We start from the raw sequence: 25,564 nt of genomic DNA on the forward strand, positions 1-25,564 counted from the left end.
TCATAGGTTCCTGCGATAGACCTGCTGCAGGTGCGACAGGGCTCCTGGGCCGAAGATGTGCTCGACTCTCCCGCTCACCTCGTCAGTGACCCGTGTAGTTATATGACCTTCTGCCGTCAGTCGATCGTACGTGCACTTACACATACGGAAGATGAGAATGGCTGGACGATCTCCGGTAGCGGTGCGACTCCCACCGAATGTCGCAGCAGCACTGAGGGTGTCCGAATCCCCGGGACTCACCCGATACGTAAACAGGTTCCCTGGCTGCCCAACAGATCCGCGACTCGAATTCGCGCGAGCCGCATCACCACTGAGCCCATTCGCCTCGATGTTGTCGGCATGGGTAGAGCTCGTTCCATGCACGAAGTCCATCGACTCATTGCAATTGTGAACGAGTACCGGCGTGGCTCCCGCCAGCACATAGTACGTGTGGTGGTTGGTGACTGTCAGGTTGTGGACGGTGGTGTGGGTTGTCCAGCGTTTGATGGCGGTGATCTGGATGTGGGTGCCGGCGCTGGTCTGCAGCCACTGGCCGGGCTGGAGGTTGGTGGCGTCGATCCACTCGTCCAGTTCTGGGACCCAGAAGGGGTGGCCGTCGGTGGCCGTCACGGTGGCTTGCTTGTCGCCGCGGTCGCCGTCGATGTCGATGGTGATCTTGACGAGGTTCTTGGAGCCCTTGCCGGTGATGGTGTCGGTGACGGTCTCGACGCTGGTTTCCCCGGTCTCGGGGTCAGTGGCGACGATCTCGTCACCGATCCTGACGTCTTCGATCGGTTTGGTGGTGCCGTCCGCGTACAGCACCTTGGTGTCGGCGGTGAAGCTGTTCCGTCGGCAGGTGGTGGCCGCGTCTCCAGCCGCGTCAGCGGCTCCGGCGGCGCGATTGACACTTCTGACGGCGGATCTGCCTACTCCGCCGATACCACCGACGATGTCGACAAAGAACTGCCCCGCGCTGTAGCGGCGGGAGGTCGAGTCGATGCCTGCCTTGTCCTCGACCCAGCCTTGGAAATCGTCGATCTTCCCAGAAGCCGTTCCGGTGGGGTCGACAATATCCACACCGGCCTTGACAGGTTCAACAAGGGCCGCGTCGACGACGCCGGCGAGGAAATCCCATCCGTCACCGGCAGGCATGGCCCCCTCGGAATTTGCCAGAACCCCTTCCAACTCCTGGGGAGAGTCGAATGCCTCGTACTGCATCCAGGTGTCGCCGTCTGACTGGTAGTCGAGGGAGGAGTAGCGGTGGCCGTCGAGTTCGATGCCTGTGGTGGGGTTGCCGCCGGTGAAGGCGTAGCGGTTGCCGGTGAAGGGGTCGGTGGTCAGGCTCATGTCGGCGAGGGCGCCGTTGTAGGTGTCGCGGGTGAGGAATCGGTTGAGGCCGGGGCTGTAGTTGCGGAAGCCCATGTCGTAGGTTCCCGAGGCCTGGTCCCAGCGTTTGGAGTTGAAGCGGTAGGGGTTGTACGGCTCCTGGTTGGGGGTGGTGGGGTCGGGTTTGTCGACTCCGGTGAATTCGGAGTCGTCGTTGGTGCCGTAGGCGGTGTAGCCGTAGGTGGCTTTGGTGTTGCCGCTGGTGTCGGTGAGGGTTTCGACGTCGGTGTGGCTGTTGTAGCCGTAGACGCCGAGTTCCTCGGTGCCGTCGGTGTTGTGGGTGATCTGGGAGAGGCGGTTGCCCCAGGGGTCGTATTGGTAGGACTTGGTGACCTCGCCGGCTACGCGTTCGTCCAGGACCTGGCCGGACAAGCCGAGGTAGCTGTAGTCCGTGGTCTTGCCACTGGCGGTCTTGGAGGTGGTGCGGTCCATGGGGTCGTAGGTGTAGGTGGTCTTCTTCGTGGTGCCGTCGTCCTGGAGGCGGCTGTGTTCGCTGATGCGGTCGAAGCCGTCGTAGATGGTGCGTTCGATGATCTGGCTGGCGGCGGTGATGGTGTCGAGGCGGCCGTAGGGGTCGTAGTTGTAGGAGGCGGTGTCTGTGGTGCCGTCGGTGGCTGCGGTGACCAGGCGGTTGCGGTTGTAGGTGTAGGTGGTTTCGGTGTTCTTGACCGTCTGGCTGATGACGTTGTCGTTGGCGTCGTGGACGTAGGTCTCGGTGCCCGCCCCGTTGCCGGTCTTGGTGACCTTCGCGATCCGGTCCGCCGGGTCGTAGGTGTAGGCCGTGGTCGATTCGAGGTACGCCGTGTGGTCGTCGGCGTTCATCTTCTTCGTCGCGTCGCGGGATTTGTTGCCGTTGGCGTCCCAGTCGTATGCGTGGGAGGCGACAAGGAGCTGGCTGTTGTACTCCTGGGTCGTCTTCAGTGCGCCGTTGGCGTAGTAGGTGTAGTCGACGAAGTTGCCGTTCGCCTTGTTCTCCCGCAGCTTCTGGCCCCGGGCGGTGTATTCGTAAGAGGTTGTCCGCTTGGTCGGGTCGGTGGCGCTGTCGCCGGCCTCGACGTGGTTGACCATGTTGCGGATGTCGTAGGCGTAGGACTGGAACACGTCCGGGTGGGTGACGGTCTGGAGTTGGCCGTTGGTGTTGTAGGTGAAGGCGGTGACTTTCTTCGGCTCGCCGGCGAGGTTCTCACTGACCTTGGCGACCTGGTTGAGGCCGGTGTAGGCCATCGTGTATGCGTCGATCCGGGCGCCTGAGCTGGTGTCGTCGATGTCGGTGAGGTTGCCGTTGCGGTCGTAGCGGTAGCCGAAGACCTTCTCCTCGGTGTCGGCCGCCGCGTCGTAGGAGCGGACCAGCTTGACGGCGTCCGCGCTGATGGTGCCCTGGTCGCTTCCGGTGACGGTGATCGACTTGATGCCCTGCTTGTAGCGGTACGTGCCGAGCTTCACCCACCGGTTGGGGTTCTTGGCCTGGTTGACCTTGCTGGTCGCCTTGCCGCCGGCGTGGTCGATGCGGTAGGTGGCGGTGCCCGCGTCGGTCTTTTCGGGGTACTTGGCGTAGGCGGTGTACTCGCCGTCGCGGGGGATGATGGTCTGCCAGGTGAACGAGCCCTGGTCTGAGGTTTGGGTGCGGTGGTTGAAGCCGGTGTCTTTCGGTTCGCCGGACAGGGCGATGGACTTCGACTTCTTCCAGCTGCCTGTGGTGGAGGTGTGCTGGGTATCGGAGTTGTCTACCAGGACCACGGCAGAGCCGTCGGGGACGCCGGAGTCCTTCCGGGTTTTCAGGGAGCCGTCGGGGTAGTAGCCCCAGTTCATCGGCCGTTCGGTGGTTTCCTCGCCTGCGGAGATCAGGCGTCGGCTGGTCTGCTGGCCGAGGTCGTTGTAGTCGTAGCGGGTGACGATGTCCCACGGGTCGGTGGCTGTGCGGATCCAGCCGGTGTCGAAGTACTCGTAGGTGGTGTCGTTGCGTACCGTCTGGCCTGCCGAGGGCGGTGCGGAGACCGTGGCGACGCGCCCGAGGGCGTCGTAGCGGGTTTCGGTGTAGATGTCGGGGTCGTTGTAGCGGGCGTCGTTGGGGTCGTAGGGCTGGTATTGGCGTACCGGGCGGTTGAGTTCGTCGTAGGTGGTGCGGAGGGTGAAGTCGTCTGCGGTGGTGGTGGCGGTGCCGCGGGGGGTTTCGACCTTGGTGCGGTTGCCGGCCTGGTCGTAGGTGAACTTCGTGGTGCGCGTGATGGTGTCCGTGTACGGCACGCGTTGTGTCTTGGGCAGGCCGCGTTCGTCGTAGTCGACTTCGGTGGTCTTGCCTGCCTTGTCGGTGGTGGAGATGACCAGGGAGTCCTTGTCGTAGGCGGTGGTGGTGGTTTCGCCTGCGGCGTCGGTGACCGTCTTGGGGCGGTGGTTGAGGTCGTAGGTGGTGTGGGTGGTGAAGTCGGTGGTGTCGGGGGTGGTGTTCTTCTTGGGGTCGATGACGTGGGTGGGGTTTCCGACGTCGTCGTAGCGGTAGGACAGCTTGTCACCGTCGGCGTTGACCACGTCGGTGAGCTGGTAGATCGCGTTGTAGTGGTTCGTGGTGGTGAAGTCGCCGGGTATCTCGGCCGTCGCCACGCCCTTGGGTTCGGTGGTGGTGATCAGGTTGCCGACGCGGTCGTAGGTGTAGCTGGTTTCGCGGCCGGTGGTGTTGTTGTCCGGGGCGGTGGCCGCGGTCATCAGGTCGGCTTGGTCGTAGACCGCGGTGGAGACGGCGCCGTTGGGGGCGGTGGAGGTGGTGACGTTGTCGTTGGCGTCGTAGACCGGGGCGGGGGTGGTGATGTAGCTGCCGGCCGAGTGGTCCTTGGAGACCTTGTTCTCAAGCGGACGGCCGTAGACGTCGTAGTTCTGCTCGGTGGTCCCGCCGAGTGCGTCGGTGACCTTGGTGACCTGGCCTCGTTCGTCGTAGACGAAGTCGGTGCCGTTGGCCTTCGGATCGGTGATCAGCCGCGGGTAGCCGGTGGGGGTGAAGTCGGCGTTGGTGGTGGTGTTGCCGCGCGGGTCGGTCGCTGTTTCCAGCTGGCCGTGGGCGTTGTAGGTGTAGCGGCTGGTGTAGTCGCCCTCGTCCGTGGTGGCGGTGCCCTTGGGGTCGGTGACGGTCTTGAGGTTGCCGTAGGCGTCGTAGGTGAAGGTCCAGGCGCGGCCCTCGGGCGAGGTCTTGCGCCACAGGTCCTTCACATAGCCGTCGGCAGTGCGTTCCGCGTACTGGAAGACCGTCGCGTTGGCGGGGGTGGTGCCGTCGGTGCAGGTGGTGGGGTCGGGGACGCCGCCGGCGGCTGCGTTCTGCTCGGCGTCGCGTTGCCACAGGGGGTAGCCGGTGGCCGGGTCGTAGCAGTAGGCGGTTTCGGCGCCGTTGTGTTCGCGGAGGTAGGTGACGTTGTTGTCGGCGTCCCAGGCCAGGGTGGTGGTTTCGTTCTTGGCGTTGATGGTTGTGACCGGGCGGCCGAAGTCGTCGGTGGTGGTGTCGGTGACGTTGCCCTCGGCGTCGGTCACCCGGGTGTCGGTGAACTCCGGCGTGCCCGCGTTGTCCATGTACACGAAACCGGTGCCGTTACCGCGCCGGTCGGTGATCTGCTTGGTCCACCAGTGATACTCCGGGTCATCCCCTTCACTGGGGGCGTAGTAGTCCAGGTTGGTGGTGTGCTGGCGCGGGTCTTCGACGGCGACGAGTTTGACGTTCTTGTTGCCCTGGGTGGCGTCGTAGGTGAAGTCGAACACCTTCGGCTGTCCACTGCCCGCGCCGTCGGTCATACGCCCCAGCAGGCCCTTGTCGGTGTAGTAGAACGCCAGGGTGCGGCCGGAGATGTCGGTGACCGACTTGACGTGATCGTAGATCTTCGAATTCGTCAGCTTCCCCGAGCCGGCGACCTGCTCACCCGCGTCGTTGATGTACTCATACGACGCGTCGCCCTTCTCGTAGTACTCGACCGTCAGGGACTTCCGGCCGGCCGGGTCGGTGATGTAGTCGAGGAACTTCACCGGCTTGTTGTTCGACTTGCGCTCGGTGTACGTGTACGTCTGCGTGTTGCCGTTCGAGTCGACGACCGAGGTGAGGTAGCCGTCGCAGCCGAACAGGAAGCGGGTGCCGTCCGGGCGCGTCGCCGTCCACGCATCCGGTATCGGGTCCTTCGACGGGGTGCAGTCCAGGCCCTGCTTCGGCGCAAGTTTGTAGTGCACACCGGCCGGGGCCTTGAAGCTGCCATCAGCCTGCTTTTCGAATACATGCGTGGTGCCGTCGCCGTCCGGCCACCGCACCTCCGTCGGATGCGGGTTGGGATGGAAGTCCAGCGGGGCGCCGAGGCGCAGCGGTCCGGCGGCCTGGGCGGAGACGCCGTGGCCGGTGACCGTGTCGCTCGTGTCGAGGGAGTTGTAGGCGATGCGGAAGAAGGTGTTCAGCCCGCGGCCGGGATTGGCGAACGCGTTGTATGACCACACCGCGTTCCCGGCGGCGGCGTTGTTCATCACCGAGGAGCCGGCGCCGGTCGGGGTGCCGGTGTAGGAGTAGAACGTCTCCAGGCCCAGCTCGTCGGAGGTGGGGTCCTCCACGGCCACCCGCTGGGTCAGGGCAGGGATGTGGTGGCGGTCCGACAGCCAGGCGTCCAGGGAGGGTGCGTAGACGTCCCAGGTCAGCTGGTAGTCGGTGCGTTTGTTGCCCGCGTCGGAGTTGATGGGTGTCTTGACCTGCGCGGTGACGGTGACTTCCCCGCCGGGCGGGATGCTTTCCGGCAGGTCGGTGAGCAGCGGCTGGCCCAGGCCGGGCGGGGTGCTGCCGTCGGGCAGGGTCCACCGGTACGACAGCCCCCAGCCGTCGGGGTTGTTGCCGTTCATGGTGAAGTCGGTGGTGTTGGTGAACGTCACCTCGACGTCGTAGGTGGTGTTCGGCGTCATCCGCTGCGGCGTGCCCGGCGCGTAGTACGTCGAGGCGGCGGTGGCGTCGACGTAGATCACCCGCAGCAGCGGGCCGAGCTGCTGGTCCTGGCCCTCGCTGGACAGCCACAGCGACCGCTCCCGCGTCCCGCTGGACGACTCATCCGCCAGCTTGACCATCGCGCCTTTGTTCGACGCAGGCGTGGCGACCCAGTCTTCGACCAGTGAGGTGGCGTCCCACCAGTGCCGGCCGACCTCCCCACTCCACTGCGGCACCGTGTCCGCGACCGTCGCACCAAAGTCGCCGCCCGGGTTTGCCCATGTGCCGGTGGAGGTGTTGTTGTTCCAGGTGGCGGAGCCTTCACCGAAGCCCTTCTCCAACGGCCGCAGCTCATATACCGCGCCCGTCGACCCCTCATCCCGGGTGGTCTGGGTGCCCCACATCTGCAACTGGGCTTCGAGCACCGTCGCTGTTTGCGGGATGGTGGTGGTGTCGAAGTCCAGCAGCGCGCGGGTGGTGCCGTAGGTGCCCGAGTTGTTCCCGACGCTCAGCCAGTTCTGCCCTACCTTCCAGGACTCGATGGTGTCCTGGTTGGTGTTCGGCTGCTGCGAGGACAGCGTGGTGTCCTTCACCGCCCCGCCGGAGGAGCCCTGGATGAGCTTCATCGTCCGCCCGGCTTTGGGGATCCCCACAATCCGCGTCGGCGAGCCGAGCAGGTCACCGTCGGCGGTTTTCACCGCGAGTTGGTAGTAGTACGCCTTCCCGATCTCCTCACTGGAGGACTGCGGCGTCGGCGTCGCCGTGGTGTCGGTGAAGCTGTCCGTCGCACGGTCCCCGATCGGGGCGATCAGCGTCGCCGCCGACGGCGTGAATGCCTGCTGGGTGGAGCGGTGGAGCTGGTACTCGACGAAATCCGCCCCCGCGTCCCCGGTGGTGTTGGTGTAGGGCTTCCAGTGCAGCTCCGGGCCCGTGCCGTGCACCACCGTCGGCGACTGAAGCGCCGTGCCGATACGGCCGTAGGAGACCGTCAGCCGGGGGATCGTCGAGGTCTCCCCGCCGTAGTAGGTGGCGTCGGAGGACTCATACCGGGGCCCGCCGAGCGCGTCCGGTCCGGTGGGGGTCTCATCCGACGCCTTCAGAATGAAACCGTTGTTGGGCAGGGAGCCGTTGACCCACTCCTGCACCGAGTTCTTCACCGGGAAGTTGTGCCACTCGTTGTACTCCCCCGCCTCCTTCCACACCTCCGCCCGGTTGACCAGCCGCACCGCATCCGCGACAGTCTTCGACCCCGCATCCCCCGTGTCGCCCAGCGTGATGCTGCCCGCGGTGCCCTCACCGAACGACATCTGCCCCGAACCCAGGTCCACCCACCTGCCGGACGAACCCCGCTGGTCCACCGTGAACGAACTCGTCCCGCCCCGGTGCGCCACCTCATACGACGCCGCCGGCGCCGCGTCCGAGACCCCGGCAGATGCACATCCGCCAGATACGTGCCGCTGTCGTGAATCCGCGGCCGCCAGGTGTACGACTCACCCGTCGCCGCGTTCTGGTTGTAGCGGTAGTCCGACTCGTAACCCGCACCCGCCACCCGGGTCCAGTCGCCCACCCCGGCCGTCCCGGCACGGCCGTCGTCCAACTGCAGCTTCGTCCCCGACAGATCCCCCACCAGCGACTTGGTGTTCTCCCACGTCGCCGACAACTCATCCCACGCACCCGTGGCCTCATATGCCTGGATCTTCATCTTCTTGCCGCCGGTGGTGTGCGTCTGGTCGTAGTACAGACTCAGCCGCGCCGCATCCACCGACACCCCCGCCGGGATCTCATCCAGCGGGAACTTGACCAGCGACCGCGCCACCCCCGTCTCGCTGGTGCCCACCGACATGTTCCACGCCGGCGCGAAGTTCACCCCCGGCTGATCGGAGAGCACCATCACGTCCTGCGACTCCGACTCCGACGGCGCAATCGTGATCGTCGGATCGATCCGCACCGGATACTCACGCTCGTCCGCAGCCAGCCAGCCCGCGTCCGGCGTGATCGTCAGCTCCCAGCCCTTGCCGTCCCGGGACAGCTCCTGGGTGACCTCCGGACTCCACACCTTGCCGTAGGGGGAGGAAGCGTCCTTGGCCGCATCCGTCATGAACGGCGCCGGGATCACCACCACCGGCGACCGGCGGGTCTCATGGAAGAACGCCACCGACCCGTCCTTACGGCTCTTCGGCGTCAGCCCGTCAGTAACATCCATCGAGAACGTGAACGACACCCGACCCTCCGGGCGCTCGGCCAGGACGATGTCCTCCTTCACCTCCCCCGCACCCACCCGATACGACAGATCCGCCCCGCCCACCGCGTCCGGGTAGGTGACCGCGTTCTTCTCCACCCGCGGCGTAAGCGGCCCGTCCGCGCCCTTCAAGCCGAACGTCACCGACTGGCCCAGCTCCCCCTCCACCTTCAGCAACCGCCCAGGCGTATCGCCGAAGAAACTCCTGGCCAGGTTGCTGGTGTTGGCGTACGCGAAACCCTTCGCGCCGGTCTTCGTCACCGCGGTGTCGATCGGCTTCCACGAACCGCCACGCGTCTCGTACGACGTCGGCGCCGCCGCCAGCTCCGCCTGCACCCCACCGTCCGACATCCGCCAGAACCGCGCCTCCGGCGTCCGCCGCCGGCCAGCTCCCTCACCCGCTCCGGCGCCGGCTCCGCCTTCCCCGCACCCAGCTTCTCCCGGCTCGCCGGCGCCCGGCTGTCGCTCGACGGCGGCCCGTCGCCCTCCCCTCACCGTCATCGGTGAACCAGCCGGTGACCGTATTCACCAACCCGCCCACACCCGGCGTGGAACCCGCCGCAAAAGCCGGCTGCGGCAACAGCACCACCATCAACGCCGCCACCACAACCGACGAAACGAACCGCCCCAGCCGAGCCCTCATCCCGCAACCCCTCCACGCCAATCCCACGCACGCACTCGCACACGGAAAACGGCACGCCGAATAACCGGCCGGGCGAATACCCGGCCAGCACAACGCACGTCTCGCATGGGGGGTGCCGCCGATCCTCAACGGACCACAATGCACCTGTCAACCACACACCGATAAGCAACCAAACTGGGGCACAAGACTCTACATCGACAACATGCCGTGACGGCTCACACACGCACAGATCCATGCAAGCAACCAGGTCAGCCCCACCACACCGACCTCACCAACAGCCACACCCCGCCCCAACCGAGGATTCCCCCACAGGAGGGCGAAAACACGCCAACCACGAGACACACACCCCGCCCAGCCCTCCAGACAAGCCCCGAACCCTCAGCTCACCCGGAATTAGCCGCCCAATTACATTCGGCGCGCACACCCACTACGCTCCACACCCGAATCCACCACTGCCAAAGGACGGGAATCCCACCCATGCACACCGCGACCAACGCGGAAACACAGCCGGAAAACCCACAGCCGCCCCCCGTCCCCCCACGGCACCGCCGCACCCTCACCGCCGCACTCGCGGCCACCGCCGCCGCCGGCCTCCTCGCCTACGGCCTCACCCGCGACGGCGGCGACCCCCCACCCGCCGAACGCCACGTCCCCACCGCCCCCATCACCTACACCGTCGAAGGCAGCGGCACCGCCCACCTCACCTACCTCGGCAGCAGCCCCAAAGGCACCGCCACCGTCCTCCCCGACGCCGAACTGCCCTGGACCACCACCGTCGACGTACCGCTGAAAAAGGACGCCACCCTCACCGTCGTCCTCCCCGCCGACGGCACCCACGCCACCTGCGCCCTCGCCGTCGACGGCCGCCACCGCCAACGCGCCACCGCCACCGGCCCCCACGGCCGCGCCACCTGCACCACCGCACTCGACCGCCCGGCGGAGCCGGGGAGCCAGGGGTGACGTGACCCCGGCGCACGGCACCGGCTTCGGGAACGGACGATCTTCACCGACCGCGCGGAGGACGTCTTCAACAATGCCGAGCGCACACGGTACGGACCATCATCGGCGGGATCATGACGGAAGAGTTCACGACACGGCTCGACGAGGGAATGCTGGCGTACTTCCGGGACATCGCCGACGTCATGGTGGAGCGCTTCGGCGTGTCCCGGGCGGAGGCGGTGGCCCGGATCAACAGGGCGTACGGGCGCTCGGACATCGGCCCGTACCCGGACATCATGTGTCACGAGCTGCCCGAGCACTGGGCCTACGGCCTCTACTACGCCGGGGACGTGCCGTACTGGGAGCCGGACGCGGACCCCTCCGGCTGGGAGATCCGCGCGGCGCCGCCGCGGGGCGGGCCGGAGTGGACGCTGCCGGGGTGAGCGCGGACGCGCCGGCCGGGGGCGCGGCTCAGCGGCGCACCTCGTCGTAGACGCCGAGCAGGGTGTCGACCACGCCGTCGATGGCGAACCGGTCGTTGATCAGCCGCCAGGCGGCCTGCGACGCCTCCTCGTTGGCGGCGGGGTCCAGCAGCTCCAGCACGGCCTGGCCCACCAGCGGGCCGTTGTCCGCGTCGGCGCGGCTGTCGAGGACGCGGCCCGCGCCGGCCTGGGCCACGTCGGGGCCGAGGCCGCAGGTGCGGGTGATCACGACGGGAACGCCGACCGACATGGCCTCCAGTAGGGAGACGGGGAACGGCTCGACGACGGACGGCAGCACGTAGACGTCGGACGCGCGGTGCTGGGCCAGGACCTCGTCGGGGGTGAGGGAGCCGGCGTACGACACCGAGTCGGCCACCCCCAGGTCGGCGGCCAGCCGCATCATCGGCTCGGCCAGCGCGCCGGTGTCCGGCCCGGCGAGCACGAAGCGGGCGTCCGGGTACTTCGCCAGCACCACCGGGATGGCCCGGATGAAGTCCTCCGGCCGCTTGCGCTCCTGCACGCGCGCGACATACGTGACCGTCGGCGGCCCCTCGGTCCGCGCGGGCCTGCGCTCCTGCGGCAGTACGCCGTTGACGAGGCGGCGCGGCCGGGTCAGCGGGGTGTCCGGGACGACGGCCTGGATCTCGCCGTGCTCGAACTCCGTCAGGTACAGCGTCGCGTCGGCTCCGCGCAGCGCGCGGCGCAGCCCCAGCACGTCGACGGCGCGCGCCACCGGCTTCTCGGTGGGGTCGATCATGCCGTGTGTCTGCAGCACCACCGGCACGCCCGCCTGCTGGGCGATGAGCGCGAACGGCAGCGTGATGAGGTCCCGCATGAGGTGGACGTGCACGACGTCCGCGGAGCGGACCAGGCGCCGGGCGCGGGCCAGCAGCGCGGGCGAGGTGATGCCGCTCACCTCGAATCGCGGCAGGACGTGCTTCGCCTGGTACATCCAGGCGGGCACCCCGTCGATGTCGCGGGGCAGCGGGCCGTCGAAGCCGTCGCCGAGGGTGGCGATGCGGGAGTCGACGCCGCGGGCCCGCAGGCCCTTGGAGAGGTTGAGCGCCACGCGCGTGGGGCCGCCGAAGTCGTTCGTGGGCGTGTGCAGCGTGACGACGTGCAGAATCCTCAAGACGGTCCCCTCCCGGCACCCCCCGGCACCGTACGTTTGTTCCCGGAGCCTACCCGGCACACAACCCCGCGCCTATTTAGACTGTCTTCGGTTGCGGGACGGCTATACGGGGCGATACGGGGCGGGGGCAGTTCGGGCGATGGCGGACCAACCGGGCGGGGGGCGCCCCGGCGGGGGCGGCGACGAGGGTGCGGGCGGCGACGCCCGCGCGCCGTTCGACGAGACCGTCCAGATCCGGATGGCGCCGCTGGCCGCGAAGGCCGCGCGCCGTCCCCGTACGCGTGCCGATACGGGGACGGGGACGGCCGCCGCCACCCGGACCCGCCGCCCCTTCACCCCCTTCGCCCCCTTCGTCATTCCGAAGAGCCCCACCCCCCGCGCGGTGCTCTCCCGCGCGTTGTCCGTCCCGCTCGTCGTCGCGCTCGTCCTCGTCCTGCCGCTGGCCGTCGCCGGCCGCTCCCAGCCCGACGTGCGGGACGCGGTCTTCTGGCTCCAGCTGGCCACCACCTGCTACGCGGGCGCCCGGCTGTCCGCGATGGTCCTCACCACCCGCCGCCGCCTCATCCAGGGCACCGTCTGGCTCTTCTGCTACGTCGCCATGGGCGTGGCGCCGCTGGCGCAGATCGTGCTGGAGCAGACGCCGACCCCGACGGTCGGCACCCGGGGCGACTTCACGCAGGCGGTGGCGCTCGTCCTCGTCGGCTTCGTCGCGTTCGACGTCGGCGCGCTGCTCTCCCGGCACGCGTCGGAGGCGCGGCTGAACCGCCGGCCGCGTCCGGTCGCGTCGATCAACAAGCGCCGGCTGTACGTGCTGGTGTTCGTCGCGTACGCGTGCAGCGGGCTGTTCATCGCCTCCCTCGGCGGCCCGGCGCCGTTCTTCGGCAGCCGCGAGGCGATCAGCGACGAGCTCGGCGGCGGGGCGTCCGACTCGCAGGTCGGCTCGGCGTTCGTGCGCGGCTTCGGTACGGTGCCCGCGCTGCTGGCGCTGCTGATGCTCACGCGCTGGATGGTCATGTCCCGGCGGGCCCGGCGGCAGCCGGGCGTGGTGCTGCCGTGGGCGGGGCTCGTCCTGGTCAACGTGATCGTGAACAACCCGATCTCCAACCCGCGCTACTGGTTCCTCACGGTCGCCTTCGCGCTGCTGTTCACCGCGTTCCCGCGCAGCTCCGTGGTGTACCGCTCGGCGCTCGCGGGGGGCGTGGCGCTGGCGGTGCTGCTGTTCCCGTTCGCGGACAAGTTCCGCTACGACGAGTCGGGGCGGAAGGAGACGCGGTCGCAGTCGGTGCTGGATCCGCTGGTGATGAAGGACTACGACCAGACGGTGATGTTCGCGAACACCATCTCGTACGTCGACTCGGGCGTCGGCCACACCTACGGCAAGCAGATGGCGTCCTCGGCGTTCTTCTTCGTGCCCCGCTCGGTGTGGGACGGCAAGCAGCTCGACTCGGGCGTGAAGGTGGGCACGTGGATGGGGATGACGAACGTCAACCTGTCCTCGCCGCTGTGGACGGAGCTGTGGCTGGACTTCGGGCCGCTGGGGGTGGCGGGCGGGCTGCTGCTCGTGGGGTACGCGGCGGCGCGCACGGACCGGAGGTTCGCCGAGTCGGGACACGTGTCGCGGGATCCGGGGAACGTGCTGGCGACGGTGGTGCCGCTGATCGCGGGCTACTCGTTCATCCTGCTGCGGGGGCCGCTGCTCCAGGCGACGGGGCGGATCGGGATCGCGGTGGTGTGTCTGGCGCTGGTGGCGACCTTCCGGCCGGACGAACGCCGCCGCTTGCGCTGAGCGGGCAGGGCGCGCCGGGCGGGGTGCGCCCGCGGGCGGCGGTCCTCGGTCCCGGAAGGGGCCGTAGGCTCGGGGCGTGGATGCCGAGGATGATCTCCGCGCAGCCCTCGGGCGGCTGCTCGACGGGGCGGGCGCGCGGCGCACCGCCGCGGCCGTGGACCGGCTCGTCGCCGGATACCGGGGCGGCGGCCCCGCCCCCGCGCTGCGCGACCGGGAGGACGTGGCGGCGTACGCCGCGTACCGGATGCCCGCCACCTTCCAGGCCGTACGGGCCGCGCTGGGCGCGCTGGCCGACGCCGCGCCCGGGTGGGAGCCGGACAGCCACCTCGACGTGGGCGGCGGCACCGGCGCCGCGGTGTGGGCGGCGGCGGCCGTCTGGCCGGACGAGCCGGATGGGTCTTACGGACCGGATGGATCGGACGGATCTGACGGGCTGGACGAGCCGGACGGGCCCGAGGCGCCGCGGGCGGCGGGGCCGCGGCCGACCGTCGTCCTGGACCACGCCGAACCGGCGCTGGCGCTCGGCCGCGAGCTGGCCGCCGGCGCCGCCGCTCCCGCGGTGCGCGCCGCCGAGTGGCGCCGCCACCCGCTCGGCCCGGCCGCGCCGGGCCCCGCGTGGGCGGCGGCCGGGCTCGTCACCGTCTCGTACGTCCTCGGGGAGCTGCCCGCCGACGTCCGGCGCGCCGTCGTCGCCGCGGCCGCGCGCAGCGCGCGCGGGGCCGTCGTGGTCGTGGAGCCGGGGACCCCCGAGGGGTACCGCCGGGTGCTCGACGCGCGGGAGCAGCTGGTCGGCGACGGGTTCGAGGTGCTGGCGCCGTGCCCGCACAGCGCGGCGTGCCCCATGGCCGGGACCGCCGACTGGTGCCACTTCGCCGCCCGCGTACAACGTTCCGCGCTGCACCGCCGGGTCAAGGGCGGCGAGCTGGGGCACGAGGACGAGAAGTTCGCGTACGTGGCCGCCGCCCGGCCGGTACGGACCGGCGGGGCGCCGGCGGCCGGACGGGTCGTACGGCACCCGCAGCTGCGCAAGGGGCAGGTGCTGCTACAGCTCTGCACGGCCGGCGAGGGGCTGGCCCGTACGGTCGTCTCCAAGCGGCAGGGCCCGCGCTACCGGGCCGCCCGGGACCTGCGCTGGGGCGATGCGTGGCCGCCGCCCGGGGACGGCGGCCACGGCGGGCCGTAGGCGGCCCGCCCACCGGCTCAGGCACCCGGCCGCTCAGGCACCCGGCCGCTCAGGCACTCAGCCGCTCATTCGCGCAGCTCCAGCGTGCAGCACTTCACGCTGCCGCCGCCCTTGAGCAGCTCCGTCAGATCCATCGGGATCGGTTCGAAGCCGCGCGCCCGCAGCGGCGCGGCCAGCCCGGCCGCCGCCTGCGGCAGCAGCACGTGCCGGCCGTCGCTGACGGCGTTGAGGCCGAGCGCCAGCGCGTCCTCCTCCGCGGCCAGGACGGCGTCCGGGAAGAGCCGGGCGAGCACGTCGCGGCTGCCCGGGGAGAAGGCGGCGGGGTAGTACATGACGTCGGTGTCGGTGGTGTCGTCCAGGACGCACAGCGCGGTGTCGAGGTGGTAGAAGCGCGGGTCGACGAGGTCGAGGCCGATGACGGGCCGGCCCAGGTACTCCTGCGCCTCGGCGTGCGACTCGGGGCTGCTGCGGAAGCCGCGCCCGGCGAGGATCCAGGAGCGGGTGACGGCGAAGTCGCCCTCGCCCTCGTTGACGTGTTCGGGCAGGTGGTAGTCGGCGAAGCCGTGGGCGCGGAACCAGCGGCGCTGGGCGGCGGCCTCGCCGCTGCGCTGCGGGTAGGCGAAGCGCGCGCCGAGCACGCGGCCGTCGACGACGAGCGCGCCGTTGGCGGCGAAGACCATGTCGGGCAGGGCGGGGTCGGGCTCTAGCAGCTCGACGGTGTGACCGAGCGAGCGCTGCCGGGCGACGAGGTCCTCCCACTGCGCGAGCGCGAGCTGGAGGTCGACGGGCTTGGCGGGGTCCATCCACGGGTTGATGGAGTACGTGACGGCGAAGTGTGCCGGTGGGCACATCAGGTACCGGCGCGCCGAGGCTGTGCGCAACAACGAGGGCTCCTCACTGCTGACGTCCAAGCGCCGGCCCGCGGATCGCGCGCGCCGACGCACGTAACCGAATGGTGCACGGTGAAGGGCCGCGCGCGCAGCAGTGCGGCACGGGTGGCCGGGTGCGGGTCGCGGGGCGCGGCGGCGCGGGCGGGGCGCCGGAGCCGCCAAAGGCGTATTTGTCGCGATACGCACTGGTGAACGGTGGTCACGTTTTCATCGCGCGCGGCGCCGGGCGCGGGCCGGGCCGTAGCCCCTGATCCCCGGCATCCGCGCAGGTCCGGGCGTACGGGCCGGGCCGCGGCCCGGCGGCCGGGGCCGGTGGCGGCCCCTCGGTACCGGAGGGCGGCCGCCGGAAAGGATGGAATACCGTGGCACAGTATCGGCCTACGGGGCACCCGGTCAGGTGGCAGCATGAGGATCGGGGCCCGTTTCCGGACGACGGGCCGAGGTGAGGGGACGCATGGCACGGGTACGCAGGCTTCCGGACTGGCTTTCCGGCACCCGCCGCGGCCGGACGCGCGGCAGCGCCGCCGCCGCGGAGCGCCTGCAGGCGGCCGCCGCCGAGCGCAGGGAGCTGCTGCTGGCCGCCGCCGACGCCGGGCTGCCGCTGGCGCCCGCCGCGTATCCCGAGGGCTACGGCTGCTCCTGCGACCGCATCGGCTGTCCCTCCCCCGGCCGCCACGCCGTCTCCTTCGCCTGGCAGACGCAGGCCAGCGCCGACGCGCAGCGCGTCGAGCGGTGGCTCGCCGCGCAGCCCGAGGCGAACTTCGTCACCGCCACGGGCCGCAGCCACGACGTGCTCGACGTCCCGCTGGAGGCGGGCACGCGCGCGCTGGCGCGGCTGGAGGCGGAGGGCGTCGCGGCCGGGCCGGTGGCGGTCAGCCCGGAGGCGCCGGGGCCGGGCCGGATGCTGTTCTTCACCTCCACCCGCGGCACGCCCGAGGACGAGGACGAGTGGTGGCCGTGCGAGCTGGACTGCCGCCCCGAGACGACGGACGAGCACCCGGGGCTGCGCTGGCACTGCCGCGGCAGCTACGTGCTGGTGCCGCCGGCGCGGCTGCCGGGGGACGAGGGCGTGACGTGGCTGCGCGGCCCGGAGCACCCGCTGCCCGACCCGCTGACGCTGCTGGAGGCGCTGACCGACGCCTGCGCGGCGTACGCGGGCGCGGAGCGGGAGCACGAGGCGGCCTGGCCGCTGAGCTGAGGCCCCTCTGAGCCGGGGCCCTGAGCTGTGAGGCCCCGAGCGTGAGGCCCCCGCGCGTGAAGCCGCTGCGCTGAAGCCCCCTGAGTCGAGCCCGGCCGCTGCGGGCTCGCACCGGCCCGTACGGGTCCGTACGCGCCCGAAGCGCCGCCGCCTCAGCTGCCCGCGGCGCCCACCAGCCCCTCCAGCCGGTTGTAGAAGACGATCCCCTCGCCCTCGTCGCCGCGCGGCGGCACCACCACCGCCTGCTGCGAGACCCGTTCCAGCGTCAGCGACTTCTCCGGCGCGCCGCCCTCCATCAGGGTGTCCGCCGCCGGCGGCACTTCGACCTCCTGGCCCTCGGCCATCGTCTGCTTCACGAAGTGGCGGCTGCTGAACAGCGCCAGCGCCCCGCCGTCGGCCAGCCGCAGCGCGACCGGCGGGTACTCGGGGGTGGCCTCGTCGACGTACTGCGTGACGTACTCGGGGGTGCGCCGGTACTGGTCGCGGGCGCCGACGCGCTCCGAGGTGTGCTGCCCGGGCGCGAAGTCGTCGCCCTCGCCGTCCTTCAGGTATGTCGCGTACGCCGCGCCCAGCTGCCCGGGCGGGACGGTCAGCCCGGCGGTCTTGCCGAGCGGCACGCGGCGGACGTGGCCGTCGTCGTCCTTGGCGAGCTTGCCGATGGCCGCCACTTCGGAGTCGTCGAGCAGCGACAGGTGGGTGGCGTGCCAGCGGGTCTCCGGGCCCTCTTTGACGAAGACCAGGAACCAGCGCAGCTCGTTGCGGTTGGTCAGGGAGTCGGCGACGAACCACCGGGGCCAGCCGCGCTGCTGCGGGATCAGGTAGCGGGAGTCGCGGAATTCGAGCGGCTCGTAGTCGGGGTTGCCCTCCGGGAAGTCCTTCTTGCGGACCTTCAGGCCCGCCTGGTCGATCTCGCGGAGCCCGCCGGCCTCAATGCGGGAGTTGACGGCGACGTCGTAGTCCTCGTTGGCCTTGTTGTTCATCTCCCCGAACCGGTCGAGGACGCGGGCGGCCTCGTCCTCGGTCACGGCCGGCTGGAGGACCTCCTCGCCGTGCACCGTGACGCACCCGCTGAGCGTCAGCAGCGTCGCCGCCAGCAACGGCACCGCGGCGACGGTCACCCGGAAGCGGCGTATCGGCATGATCTTTTTCTCCGACTCCTGCGCACGGCCTGGGAACGGCGTCACCTTACCCGGGTCGGCGGCCGGCCACCGGCGCGGGACCGGATCCGCCGCCGGACGCGGGGACTTCCGCAGTGATTCGGCTCTCATTCGCGTCCCGGCGGCGAAAACCCTTCCCCGGGGCGGGTACGAGCGATCATCATGCTGCGCATGACATTCGGGGCAGCACTGAGCGAGTTGCGCAAAGCTCAGAAAACGGCTAAGGGCGTCTCGCTCTACTCGCGCTACGTCAACCGGCCGCTGGGACGGGTGTTCGCGGCGGGGGCGTACGTCCTGGGGCTGCGGCCGAACCATGTGACGCTGCTCAGCGCGGCGTTCACCGGCGGCGGGATCGCGGCCATCGCGCTGGTACGCCCCGGGTGGCCGCTGGCCGTCGCGGTGTACGCGCTGCTCGTCACCGGCTTCGCCCTCGACTCGGCGGACGGCCAGCTGGCGCGGCTGCGCCGGGAGTCGAGCGCGGCCGGCGAGTGGCTGGACCACGTCGTCGACTGCGCGAAGGTCACCGCCGTGCACGCGGCCGTGCTCGTCTCGTTCTACCGCTTCTTCGACCTCTCCTCGGACGGCTGGCTGCTGCTGCCGCTGGGCTTCCAGCTGACCGCCGTGCTGATCTTCTGCGGCGGGCTGCTGGCCGACAAGCTCAAGCCGAAGTCCGCGGCGTCCGTACCACCCGCGCCGCCTTCGCCGCTGCGGGCGGTGGCGCTGCTGCCGGTGGACTACGGCGTCTTCTGCGTGGTGTTCCTGCTGCTGGGCAGCGAGAGCGCGTTCCTCGCCGGCTACGCGGCGCTGGCCGCGGCGGCGGCGCTCTTCCTCGTGGCCTTCATGGCGAAATGGTTCCGGGAGCTGTCTGCGGCGAGCTGAGCTGCGCCTCGCCGCGGTCGGCGCGGGGGCCGCGGCCGTCGAGGGCGTCCAGCGCGCGGCGCAGTTGCGTGCTGGACGTGTGCACCGTGTACGGGAAATACACCACTTCCACGCCCACCGACCGGAAGTCGGCCTCCAGCTTGTCCCCCTTGGGCGTGCCCCGCCAGTCGTCGCCCTTGAAGATGACGTCGAAGCGGACCTGCTCCCAGGTCTCCAGCTTGTCGGGCACGGTCTCGACGAACGCGGCGTCCACGTGCCGGATGCTGCGTACGATCTCCAGCCGCTCGACCAGCGGCACGACCGGGGCGCGGCCCTTCGCCAGCCGCGCCATCTCGTCCGAGACCACACCGGCGACGAGATAGTCGCAGCGGCTCCGGGCGTGCCGGAGAATGTTCAGGTGTCCGACGTGAAAGAGGTCGTAGACCCCCGGTGCATAGCCGACCGTGTGCGCCACGGCACCCCCCAAGTATTCCCCCTGATAGTGGCGCAACCCCCGGCGCGCCAGGAGTGTCAACCATAACGGGCAGGTGCGGATAAGGTGCAAGCCGGGCTTCGGGAAGGCAAACGAGGGGTGGAATGGTGACACGGGTGCTGCTGGTTTCGACCAACTATGCGCCGGAACAGGCAGGAATCGGGCCATACGCGACACAGATCGCGGAGCACTGGGTCGAGTCCGGCCGCGCCGAGGTGCATGTGCTGGCCGGAATGCCGCACTACCCGAACTGGCAGGTCGCCGAGGAGTACCGCGGCGTCTGGCGCCGCGAGGAGGACCTGGCCGGTGTCCGCGTCCACCGCCGCCGGCACTCCGTCCCCGCCCGGCAGACGGCCGTACGGCGCGCGCTGTACGAGGCGTCGATCCTCGCCCACGGCGTCGTCGCGCCGCCCCGCATGGACGCGCCGGACGCGGTCGTCGCGCAGTTGCCCAGCCTGGCCGGCGGCGCGCTCGGCGCCCGCCTCGCCCGCCGCCACGGGGTGCCGTACATACCCGTCGTCCAGGACCTGATGGGCGCCGCCGCGGCGCAGAGCGGCATCCGCGGCGGGGGCCGGGCGGCGGCCGCGGCCCGCGCGGTGGAGTCGCGGGTGCTGCGGCGGGCGTCGCTGGTCGGGGTGATCCACGAGACGTTCGTCCCGCGGGTGGCCGCGATGGGCGTCGACGAGAAGCGGATACGCGTCGTCCCCAACTGGTCGCACGTGTCCGGCCCGACCCGGCCGCGCGCGGAGATGCGCGCCCTGCTGGGGTGGCGCGAGGGCCAGACGGTGCTGCTGCACTCCGGCAACATGGGGCTGAAGCAGGGCCTGGAGGTGCTCGTCGAGGCGGCCCGCTCGGACCCGTCGGTGCGGGTGGTGCTGATGGGCGACGGCAACCAGCGCGAGCAGCTCGCCGCCCTGGGCGCGGGGCTGCCGAACCTCGACTTCCTGCGGCCGGCGGAGGCCGCGGAGTTCACCGACGTGCTGGCGGCGGCGGACGTGCTCGCGGTCACCCAGCGGTCGTCGGTGCTGGACATGAGCGTGCCGTCGAAGCTCACCTCGTACTTCGCCGCCGGCCGGCCGGTGGTCGCCTCGGTGGCCGACGGCGGCGGCACGGCGGAGGAGATGCGGCGGGCGGGCGCGGGGCTGGTGGTGCCGCCGGAGGACCCGGAGGCGCTGCTGGCGGCGGTACGCAAGCTGGCCGGGGACTGGGACCTTGGTGTCGCGCTGGGGGCGAAGGGGCCGGTGTACGTCCGGGAGCACCTGAGCAGCGAGGCGGGTCTGGGCCGGATCACCGCGCTGCTGGACGAGGCCCTGGACCGGGACGAGGACGGGGCCGGGGGCTCGGGCGCGGACGCGGACGCGAGTAGGGACGCGGGCGCGGGCAGCGAGTCGGGCGGGGCCGCGGACGGGGACGGGGACTCCCGGGAGCCGGTTGTCCACAACCCGCCGGTTGTCCACAGGCGGAAGGCGGCCGACGCGCCGGCCGGGGAGCCGGTCCCCCATACTGAGCAGACCGGTTGAGGGGGGCCGAGACCATGTCACAGCACGTTGCGGGCGACAGCCGCGTCCTGGAGCCGCAGGACGAACCGGACCTGCTGCGCGACCAGTTCCGGCAGCTCCTGCGCTACCGCGGAATGATCGTCCTGGGCGTGGTCCTCGGGCTGCTCGGCGGCGGGTGGATCGCCCTGGTCTCGGGCGACGAGTACATCGCCTCCAGCGAGGTCACGCTCCGCCAGGTCAGCCTGGACCCCTTCGCCTCCGGCAGCGACGCCACGGCCATCAAGGAGAGCATCGGCACGGAGAGGCAGACCGCCGCGAGCAACGCGGTGGCCAAGATCGCCGCCAAGGAGATCGGCCACCCCGAGGACGGCCGGAAGCTCCAGCACGGCCTCCAGGTCACCAACCCGCCGAACACGCTGGTGCTCCGCTTCGACTACAGCGCCGAGGACCCCGACACCGCCGCCGAGCGCTCCAACGCCTTCGCCGCCGCCTACCTCACGTACCGCGAGGACAAGAGCAAGCGCACCATCGACAACATGGTCGAGGCCTACGACGACCAGGTCAAACCCCTGATCGCGGAGCGGGACGCGCTCGACGACGAGATCGAGGGCCTCGCCGAGGGCCGCGCGCTGGAGTCCGCGCTGTCGGCGCGCTCCTCGCTCAGCCAGAGCATCGGCGAGATCACCGCCGACCGCGCCCGGCTGCAAGCCCTCGACACCACCCCCGGGCACGTCGTGCGGGACGCCACGCCGCCCGCCGAGCCCGCGGGGCCGGGGATCGTCATGCTGCTGGGCCTCGGCGCCGCGTTCGGCGTGGGCCTCGGGCTGCTCGTCGCCTGGGTGCGGCTGGTCTTCGACCCCACGGCGCGCTCGGAGAGCGACGTCGTGCGGGCGCTGCACGCCCCGGTGCTCGGCACGCTGCCGCGCACCCGCGGGCCCGGCGGGCTGCTGGCCACCGGCAGGGTCGCCGAGGAGTACCGCTCGATGGCCTTCCGGCTGGCGTACGACCAGCGCTTCGCCGACCGGCGGCGGCTGCTGGTGGTCGCGCCGCGCGGCAGCATAGACATCCCCGCCGCGGTCTCGGTCAACCTGGCGGCGTCGTTCGTGGAGATGGGGCACGAGGTGCTGCTCGTCGAGGCGGACCTGCGCACGCCGAGCCTGTCGGCGCGGCTCAGCGCCGCCGACGGGGTGCGGCCCGGCTGGGCCCGTACGCCCGCGCGCGGCGACGGCGGCTGGCCCACGGGCCTGCAGATACCGATCGACGCGGGCGAGTCCGGCGCCTTCGACCTCATCCCCGGCACCCGGGTGCGCAACGCCGCGCGGGCGCTGACGTCCGCGCCGGCCACGCAGGTGATCGCGGAGGCGGACGCGCCGGGGTCGGTCGTGGTGGTGCTGGCGCCGGCCGTGCTGTCGTACGCGGACGCGCTGGCGCTCGCCGACCGGGTCGACGGCGTGCTCGTCGTCTGCGACCCGCGGCAGGTGCACCGGGAGGACCTGGCGCGTATCCGCGAGCTGATATCGGGCGCGGGCGGCACGGTGCTCGGCGCCGTGCTCCACTCGCACGGCAGCGGCGAGCCCGACGCGGGCGGGCGCGGCCGGTCCGGCAAGGACGGCGGCAGACGCGGCGGCCGGGGTGACGGGCGCGGCGACGACCGCGGCGTCGAGGCGGGCGTGGCGGCGCCGGCGCCGCCGGCCGAGGCCGCGGGGGCGGACTACCCGGCCGACGGCCGGGCCGTGCGCTCCTCGCGGCGGTAGATGCGCGCCCGCTGGGCGATCGTCTCCTCCGTCGCCGACCAGGGCGTTGCGGCGCTGACGAACATCGCGGTGCTGGTGGTCGCGGCGCGGGAGTCGTCCGCCGAGGGCTTCGCGGTCTTCTCCCTCGTCTACATGACGTTCACCGTCGTGCTGGGCGTGCAGAGCAGCTACGTGGGCCAGGCGCTGGTGCTGGAGCGCGACGGCGCCGGGGGCCGTGCCGGAAAGGGCGGCGGAGCCGGCGCGGGCGTGGGGCCCGAGGGGGCCGACGACACCGCGCCGGAGGGGCCGGTCATCCCCTCCTGGGCGGAGCCCGACCCGGACGCGCCGCCGCCGCCGGCCACCGGCGTCGCCTCCGCCTGCCGGTCGGCGGTGACGTTCTCGGCGCTGGCCGCCACGGCGCTCGGCGGGACGGCGGCGCTGCTGTTCGCGCTCGTGCCCGGCGAGCTGGCGCACGGGCTGGCCATGCTCGGGCTGGTGCTGCCCGTCGTGCTGCTGCACGACGTCCTGCGGTACTGCTTCGCCGCGCTCCGGCTGCCGCACCACGCGCTCCTCGGCGACCTGCTGCGGCTGGCCGTCGCCGTCCCGGCGCTCGTGCTGCAACCGGACGGCTCGTCCCCGGCCCGGCTGATCGCCGTGTGGGGGGCGTCCGCGCTGCCCGCGCTGCTGCTCTGCCTCTCGCTGGCCGCGTACCGGCTCCGCGGGGCCCGCGGCGACTGGCGGCGCTACCTGCGCCGGGGGCACCTCGGCCGGCGCTTCGTGGTGGAGTTCGCCGTGGGCAACGGCGCCACCCAGCTGTCGGTCATCGGCCTCGGGCTCGTCGCGAGCCAGCTCGCGGTCGGCGCGCTGCGCGGCGCCACCACCCTCTACGGGCCGATGAACGTCCTCTACAACTCCGCGACGTCCTTCGGCCCACCGGTCATGCACCGCATCCCGAACCTGCGCAGCAAGCTCCGCTCCGCCGCCGCCCTCGCGCTCCTCCTCGCCGGCACCGCCGCCGCCTGGACGACGGTGCTCGTCGTCCTCCCCGACGCCGCCGGCCGCGAACTCCTCGGCGACACCTGGGCGGCGACGTCCTCGCTGCTGCCCGCCACCGGCAGCCAGTACGCGGGCATAGCGCTGGGCACCAGCGCGCTGCTCACGCTGCGGGTGCTGCGCCCGCAGAGCACGCTGCCGATCCAGGTCGTCTTCTCCCTGCTCTCCGTCGGCTGCATGCTCACCGGCTACGCGGCCGGCGGCGTGCTGGGCGCCGCCTGGGGCCTCGCCGCCGGCTCGGCGCCGCCGGCTCCGGGGGCTCCGGGGGTGCCGCGGGCGGCGTCAGACGCGGTGCAGCCCCGGCCTCCCGGCCTCGGTCGCATAGGAAGCCGCGGTGGTGATCCCGGCGCCCTCCGCGGTGACGTACGGCACGGCGCGGAAGTCCGCGCGGCACTGCTCGCGGGTCAGCTCGACGGTCACGTAGCCGCGGCGGCCGTCGTAGAAGCGCAGGTGCGGGTTGGCCTGCGTGAGCCGGTCGTAGTTCGCGGGCCGCTCGGCGCCGTCGCCGCCGCTGCTGATGGAGGTGGCGACGATCTCGCTGGCGACGGCGGGCGCGTCGGGGTCGGCGTAGTCGCGCTTGACGTCCATCGCGTAGTGCACGTGCACGTCGCCGGTGAGGACGACCAGGTTCTCGACCCCCGCCGCCTCGGCCGCGTCGAGGAAGCGGGTGCGGGCGGCGGTGTAGCCGTCCCAGGCGTCCATGCTGACGTTGTACGCCACGGTCGGCTCGCTGCGCCGCTCCGCCAGCACGACCTGCTGCGGCACGACGTTCCACCGCGCCCGCGACTCCCGCCAGCCGTCCGCGAGCCAGTGCTCCTGCCGCTCGCCGAGCATGGTGCGCCCCGGGTCGTCCGCGTCCGGTCCCGGCGGCGCCCAGACGCCGCCGTACGCCTGGTCGCTGCGGTACTGCCGGCCGTCGAGGACGTCGAACTGCGCCAGCGTCCCGTAGTGCAGCCGCCGGTACAGCCGCAGGTCGGCGCCGCGCGGGCGCTGGGGCCTGCGCAGCGGCTGGTTCTCCCAGTACGCCCGGTAGGCGGCGGCCCGGCGGACGAGGAACTCGTCCGGCGGCAGGTTGTCCTGGGAGATCGCGCCCGCGTAGTTGTTCTCGACCTCGTGGTCGTCCCAGGTGAGGATCCAGGGGTGGGCGGCCTGGGCGGCGCGCAGGTCGGGGTCGCTGCGGTAGAGGGCGTAGCGCAGCCGGTAGTCCGCGAGGGTGACGGTCTCGTGGTTGAACACGTCGGGGAGGGTGCCTTCGGGGTAGCCGCGGCCGCCGCCGGTGGAGGCGACGGCGCCCTCATAGATCCAGTCGCCGAGGTGGAAGACGGCGTCGAGGTCCTCGTTCGCGAGGTGCTGGAACGCGGTGTAGTAGCCGCCCGGGTAGTTCTGGCAGGCGACCGCGCCGAAGCGCAGGGAGGAGTTGCGCTCGCCGTGCCGCGGCGCGGTGCTCGTGCGGCCGACGGGGCTGGTCCAGCGGCCGACGCGGAAGCGGTAGTAGTACGGCCGGCCGGGGGCGAGCCCGTCGACCTCGGCGTGCACGGTGTGGTGGAACTCGGGGTGCGCCAGCTCCCGCCCGCGCCGGGCGATCCGGCGGAAGCCCTCGTCGTGGGCGACCTCCCAGCGGACCGGGAACGGGACCGGCGGCATGCCGCCGTCGGGCTCGAACGGCGCGGGGGCGAGCCGCGTCCAGAGCACCACGCCGTCGGGCGCCGGGTCGCCGGAGGCGACACCGAGGGTGAAGGGCTCCCGGCGGACCCTCCCGGGGTCCGCCGGTTCGTCCGCGTGTGCCTGCGGCAGGCCGACGGAGAAGGCGAGCGCGGCGGCGGCCCCGGTGACGGTGAGGAAGCGGCGGCGGCTCACGTGCGCGGCGGCGGCGCGCAGGGCGTCCTGCGGGTTCGGAGGCGTCATGCGCCGTATTGCAGTTGCTCGGGTCAACTTCTGTCCATACGCTGTGCGTCGGTCAGGTGACGGAGCGTTTACCTCTCGAACG

At 71.4% G+C, this 25,564-nt stretch carries 17 protein-coding genes and 1 pseudogene; 9 read left to right on the forward strand and 9 right to left on the reverse strand.

What is annotated here, in order from left to right; all coding sequences use genetic code 11:
• Both ACHZ99_RS03115 and ACHZ99_RS03120 read right to left on the reverse strand, forming a co-directional pair.
• Complete coding sequence (locus ACHZ99_RS03115; protein WP_420303191.1) at positions 1-7,563, reverse strand: DNRLRE domain-containing protein; 7,563 nt, start codon at positions 7,561-7,563, stop codon at positions 1-3.
• A complete protein-coding gene (locus tag ACHZ99_RS03120; RefSeq protein WP_420302737.1) occupies positions 7,446-8,867 on the reverse strand; it encodes a DNRLRE domain-containing protein in 1,422 nt (473 codons plus the stop codon). The genes ACHZ99_RS03115 and ACHZ99_RS03120 overlap by 118 nt, the downstream gene beginning before the upstream one ends.
• A gap of 784 nt (positions 8,868-9,651) precedes the next feature.
• On the opposite strand from ACHZ99_RS03120, the gene ACHZ99_RS03125 reads away from it, so the two are divergent.
• Together ACHZ99_RS03125 and ACHZ99_RS03130 are read left to right on the forward strand one after the other, a co-directional pair.
• Complete coding sequence (locus ACHZ99_RS03125; RefSeq protein ID WP_420302738.1) at positions 9,652-10,134, forward strand: MmpS family transport accessory protein; 483 nt, start codon at positions 9,652-9,654, stop codon at positions 10,132-10,134.
• A 113-nt stretch (positions 10,135-10,247) separates the two neighbouring features.
• A complete protein-coding gene (locus tag ACHZ99_RS03130) occupies positions 10,248-10,556 on the forward strand; it encodes a hypothetical protein (protein WP_420302739.1) in 309 nt (102 codons plus the stop codon).
• A gap of 28 nt (positions 10,557-10,584) precedes the next feature.
• On the opposite strand, the gene ACHZ99_RS03135 is transcribed toward ACHZ99_RS03130, so the two are convergent.
• Complete coding sequence (locus ACHZ99_RS03135) at positions 10,585-11,727, reverse strand: glycosyltransferase (protein WP_420302740.1); 1,143 nt, start codon at positions 11,725-11,727, stop codon at positions 10,585-10,587.
• A gap of 139 nt (positions 11,728-11,866) precedes the next feature.
• Here ACHZ99_RS03135 and ACHZ99_RS03140 point away from each other — a divergent pair, with 139 nt between their 5' ends.
• Together ACHZ99_RS03140 and ACHZ99_RS03145 are read left to right on the forward strand one after the other, a co-directional pair.
• A complete protein-coding gene (locus ACHZ99_RS03140; protein WP_420302741.1) occupies positions 11,867-13,513 on the forward strand; it encodes an O-antigen polymerase in 1,647 nt (548 codons plus the stop codon).
• A 154-nt stretch (positions 13,514-13,667) separates the two neighbouring features.
• On the forward strand, positions 13,668-14,696 hold the full coding sequence (locus tag ACHZ99_RS03145) for a small ribosomal subunit Rsm22 family protein (RefSeq protein ID WP_420303192.1): 1,029 nt from the start codon (positions 13,668-13,670) through the stop codon (positions 14,694-14,696).
• Between the two features lie 65 nt (positions 14,697-14,761).
• Here the strand turns inward: ACHZ99_RS03145 and ddaH are convergent, their stop codons facing one another.
• Positions 14,762-15,577 (reverse strand): dimethylargininase, encoded by an 816-nt coding sequence (gene ddaH, locus ACHZ99_RS03150; RefSeq protein WP_420302742.1) that lies wholly within the window; start codon positions 15,575-15,577, stop codon positions 14,762-14,764.
• A 463-nt stretch (positions 15,578-16,040) separates the two neighbouring features.
• Between ddaH and ACHZ99_RS03155 the strand changes: the two genes are divergently transcribed.
• The gene (locus ACHZ99_RS03155; protein ID WP_420302743.1) at positions 16,041-16,784 is read left to right on the forward strand and encodes a bifunctional DNA primase/polymerase; all 744 of its coding nucleotides are present in this window, start codon (positions 16,041-16,043) and stop codon (positions 16,782-16,784) included.
• A gap of 152 nt (positions 16,785-16,936) precedes the next feature.
• Here the strand turns inward: ACHZ99_RS03155 and ACHZ99_RS03160 are convergent, their stop codons facing one another.
• Positions 16,937-17,923: a hypothetical protein gene (locus tag ACHZ99_RS03160; RefSeq protein ID WP_420302744.1), complete on the reverse strand. Its 987-nt coding sequence runs from the start codon at positions 17,921-17,923 to the stop codon at positions 16,937-16,939.
• Between the two features lie 189 nt (positions 17,924-18,112).
• On the opposite strand from ACHZ99_RS03160, the gene ACHZ99_RS03165 reads away from it, so the two are divergent.
• Positions 18,113-18,820: a CDP-alcohol phosphatidyltransferase family protein gene (locus tag ACHZ99_RS03165; RefSeq protein WP_420302745.1), complete on the forward strand. Its 708-nt coding sequence runs from the start codon at positions 18,113-18,115 to the stop codon at positions 18,818-18,820.
• Here the strand turns inward: ACHZ99_RS03165 and ACHZ99_RS03170 are convergent.
• Positions 18,780-19,274 (reverse strand): adenylyltransferase/cytidyltransferase family protein, encoded by a 495-nt coding sequence (locus tag ACHZ99_RS03170; RefSeq protein WP_420302746.1) that lies wholly within the window; start codon positions 19,272-19,274, stop codon positions 18,780-18,782. The genes ACHZ99_RS03165 and ACHZ99_RS03170 overlap by 41 nt on opposite strands.
• A 122-nt stretch (positions 19,275-19,396) precedes the next feature.
• On the opposite strand from ACHZ99_RS03170, the gene ACHZ99_RS03175 reads away from it, so the two are divergent.
• The 3 genes and pseudogenes from ACHZ99_RS03175 to ACHZ99_RS03185 form a co-directional block, all read left to right on the forward strand.
• The gene (locus ACHZ99_RS03175) at positions 19,397-20,812 is read left to right on the forward strand and encodes a glycosyltransferase family 4 protein (RefSeq protein ID WP_420302747.1); all 1,416 of its coding nucleotides are present in this window, start codon (positions 19,397-19,399) and stop codon (positions 20,810-20,812) included.
• 14 nt (positions 20,813-20,826) lie between these two features.
• On the forward strand, positions 20,827-22,545 hold the full coding sequence (locus tag ACHZ99_RS03180; RefSeq protein WP_420302748.1) for a lipopolysaccharide biosynthesis protein: 1,719 nt from the start codon (positions 20,827-20,829) through the stop codon (positions 22,543-22,545).
• Positions 22,546-22,782: pseudogene (locus ACHZ99_RS03185) on the forward strand (hypothetical protein); the annotation flags it as partial.
• On the opposite strand, the gene ACHZ99_RS03190 reads toward ACHZ99_RS03185, so the two are convergent.
• The 3 genes from ACHZ99_RS03190 to ACHZ99_RS03200 form a co-directional block, all read right to left on the reverse strand.
• Positions 22,713-23,009, reverse strand: coding sequence for a hypothetical protein (locus tag ACHZ99_RS03190; protein WP_420302749.1), 297 nt, complete (start codon positions 23,007-23,009; stop codon positions 22,713-22,715). The pseudogene ACHZ99_RS03185 and the gene ACHZ99_RS03190 overlap by 70 nt on opposite strands.
• 420 nt (positions 23,010-23,429) lie before the next feature.
• Positions 23,430-23,756 (reverse strand): hypothetical protein, encoded by a 327-nt coding sequence (locus tag ACHZ99_RS03195; protein ID WP_420302750.1) that lies wholly within the window; start codon positions 23,754-23,756, stop codon positions 23,430-23,432.
• Between the two features lie 103 nt (positions 23,757-23,859).
• Positions 23,860-25,482 carry an alkaline phosphatase D family protein gene (locus tag ACHZ99_RS03200; RefSeq protein ID WP_420302751.1) on the reverse strand — a complete coding sequence of 541 codons (1,623 nt, stop codon included), beginning with the start codon at positions 25,480-25,482 and terminating at the stop codon, positions 23,860-23,862.
• Between the last annotated feature and the right edge of the window lie 82 nt (positions 25,483-25,564).

The sequence above is a fragment of the Streptomyces sp. MAR4 CNX-425 genome, from assembly GCF_048656465.1.
GTDB lineage: Bacteria > Actinomycetota > Actinomycetes > Streptomycetales > Streptomycetaceae > Streptomyces.

Excerpts from the sequence above, each read along its gene's own strand:
- ACHZ99_RS03175 (WP_420302747.1), top strand. The coding sequence starts at position 19,397 with ATGGTGACACGGGTGCTGCTGGTTTCGACCAACTATGCGCCGGAACAG.
- ACHZ99_RS03160 (WP_420302744.1), bottom strand. The coding sequence starts at position 17,923 with ATGCCGATACGCCGCTTCCGGGTGACCGTCGCCGCGGTGCCGTTGCTG.
- ACHZ99_RS03130 (WP_420302739.1), top strand. The coding sequence starts at position 10,248 with ATGACGGAAGAGTTCACGACACGGCTCGACGAGGGAATGCTGGCGTAC.
- ACHZ99_RS03180 (WP_420302748.1), top strand. The coding sequence starts at position 20,827 with ATGTCACAGCACGTTGCGGGCGACAGCCGCGTCCTGGAGCCGCAGGAC.
- ACHZ99_RS03190 (WP_420302749.1), bottom strand. The coding sequence starts at position 23,009 with ATGGCCAGCCCGTGCGCCAGCTCGCCGGGCACGAGCGCGAACAGCAGC.
- ACHZ99_RS03165 (WP_420302745.1), top strand. The coding sequence starts at position 18,113 with ATGACATTCGGGGCAGCACTGAGCGAGTTGCGCAAAGCTCAGAAAACG.
- ACHZ99_RS03200 (WP_420302751.1), bottom strand. The coding sequence starts at position 25,482 with ATGACGCCTCCGAACCCGCAGGACGCCCTGCGCGCCGCCGCCGCGCAC.
- ACHZ99_RS03140 (WP_420302741.1), top strand. The coding sequence starts at position 11,867 with ATGGCGGACCAACCGGGCGGGGGGCGCCCCGGCGGGGGCGGCGACGAG.
- ACHZ99_RS03125 (WP_420302738.1), top strand. The coding sequence starts at position 9,652 with ATGCACACCGCGACCAACGCGGAAACACAGCCGGAAAACCCACAGCCG.
- ACHZ99_RS03155 (WP_420302743.1), top strand. The coding sequence starts at position 16,041 with ATGGCACGGGTACGCAGGCTTCCGGACTGGCTTTCCGGCACCCGCCGC.
- ACHZ99_RS03195 (WP_420302750.1), bottom strand. The coding sequence starts at position 23,756 with ATGCAGCCGACGGAGAGCAGGGAGAAGACGACCTGGATCGGCAGCGTG.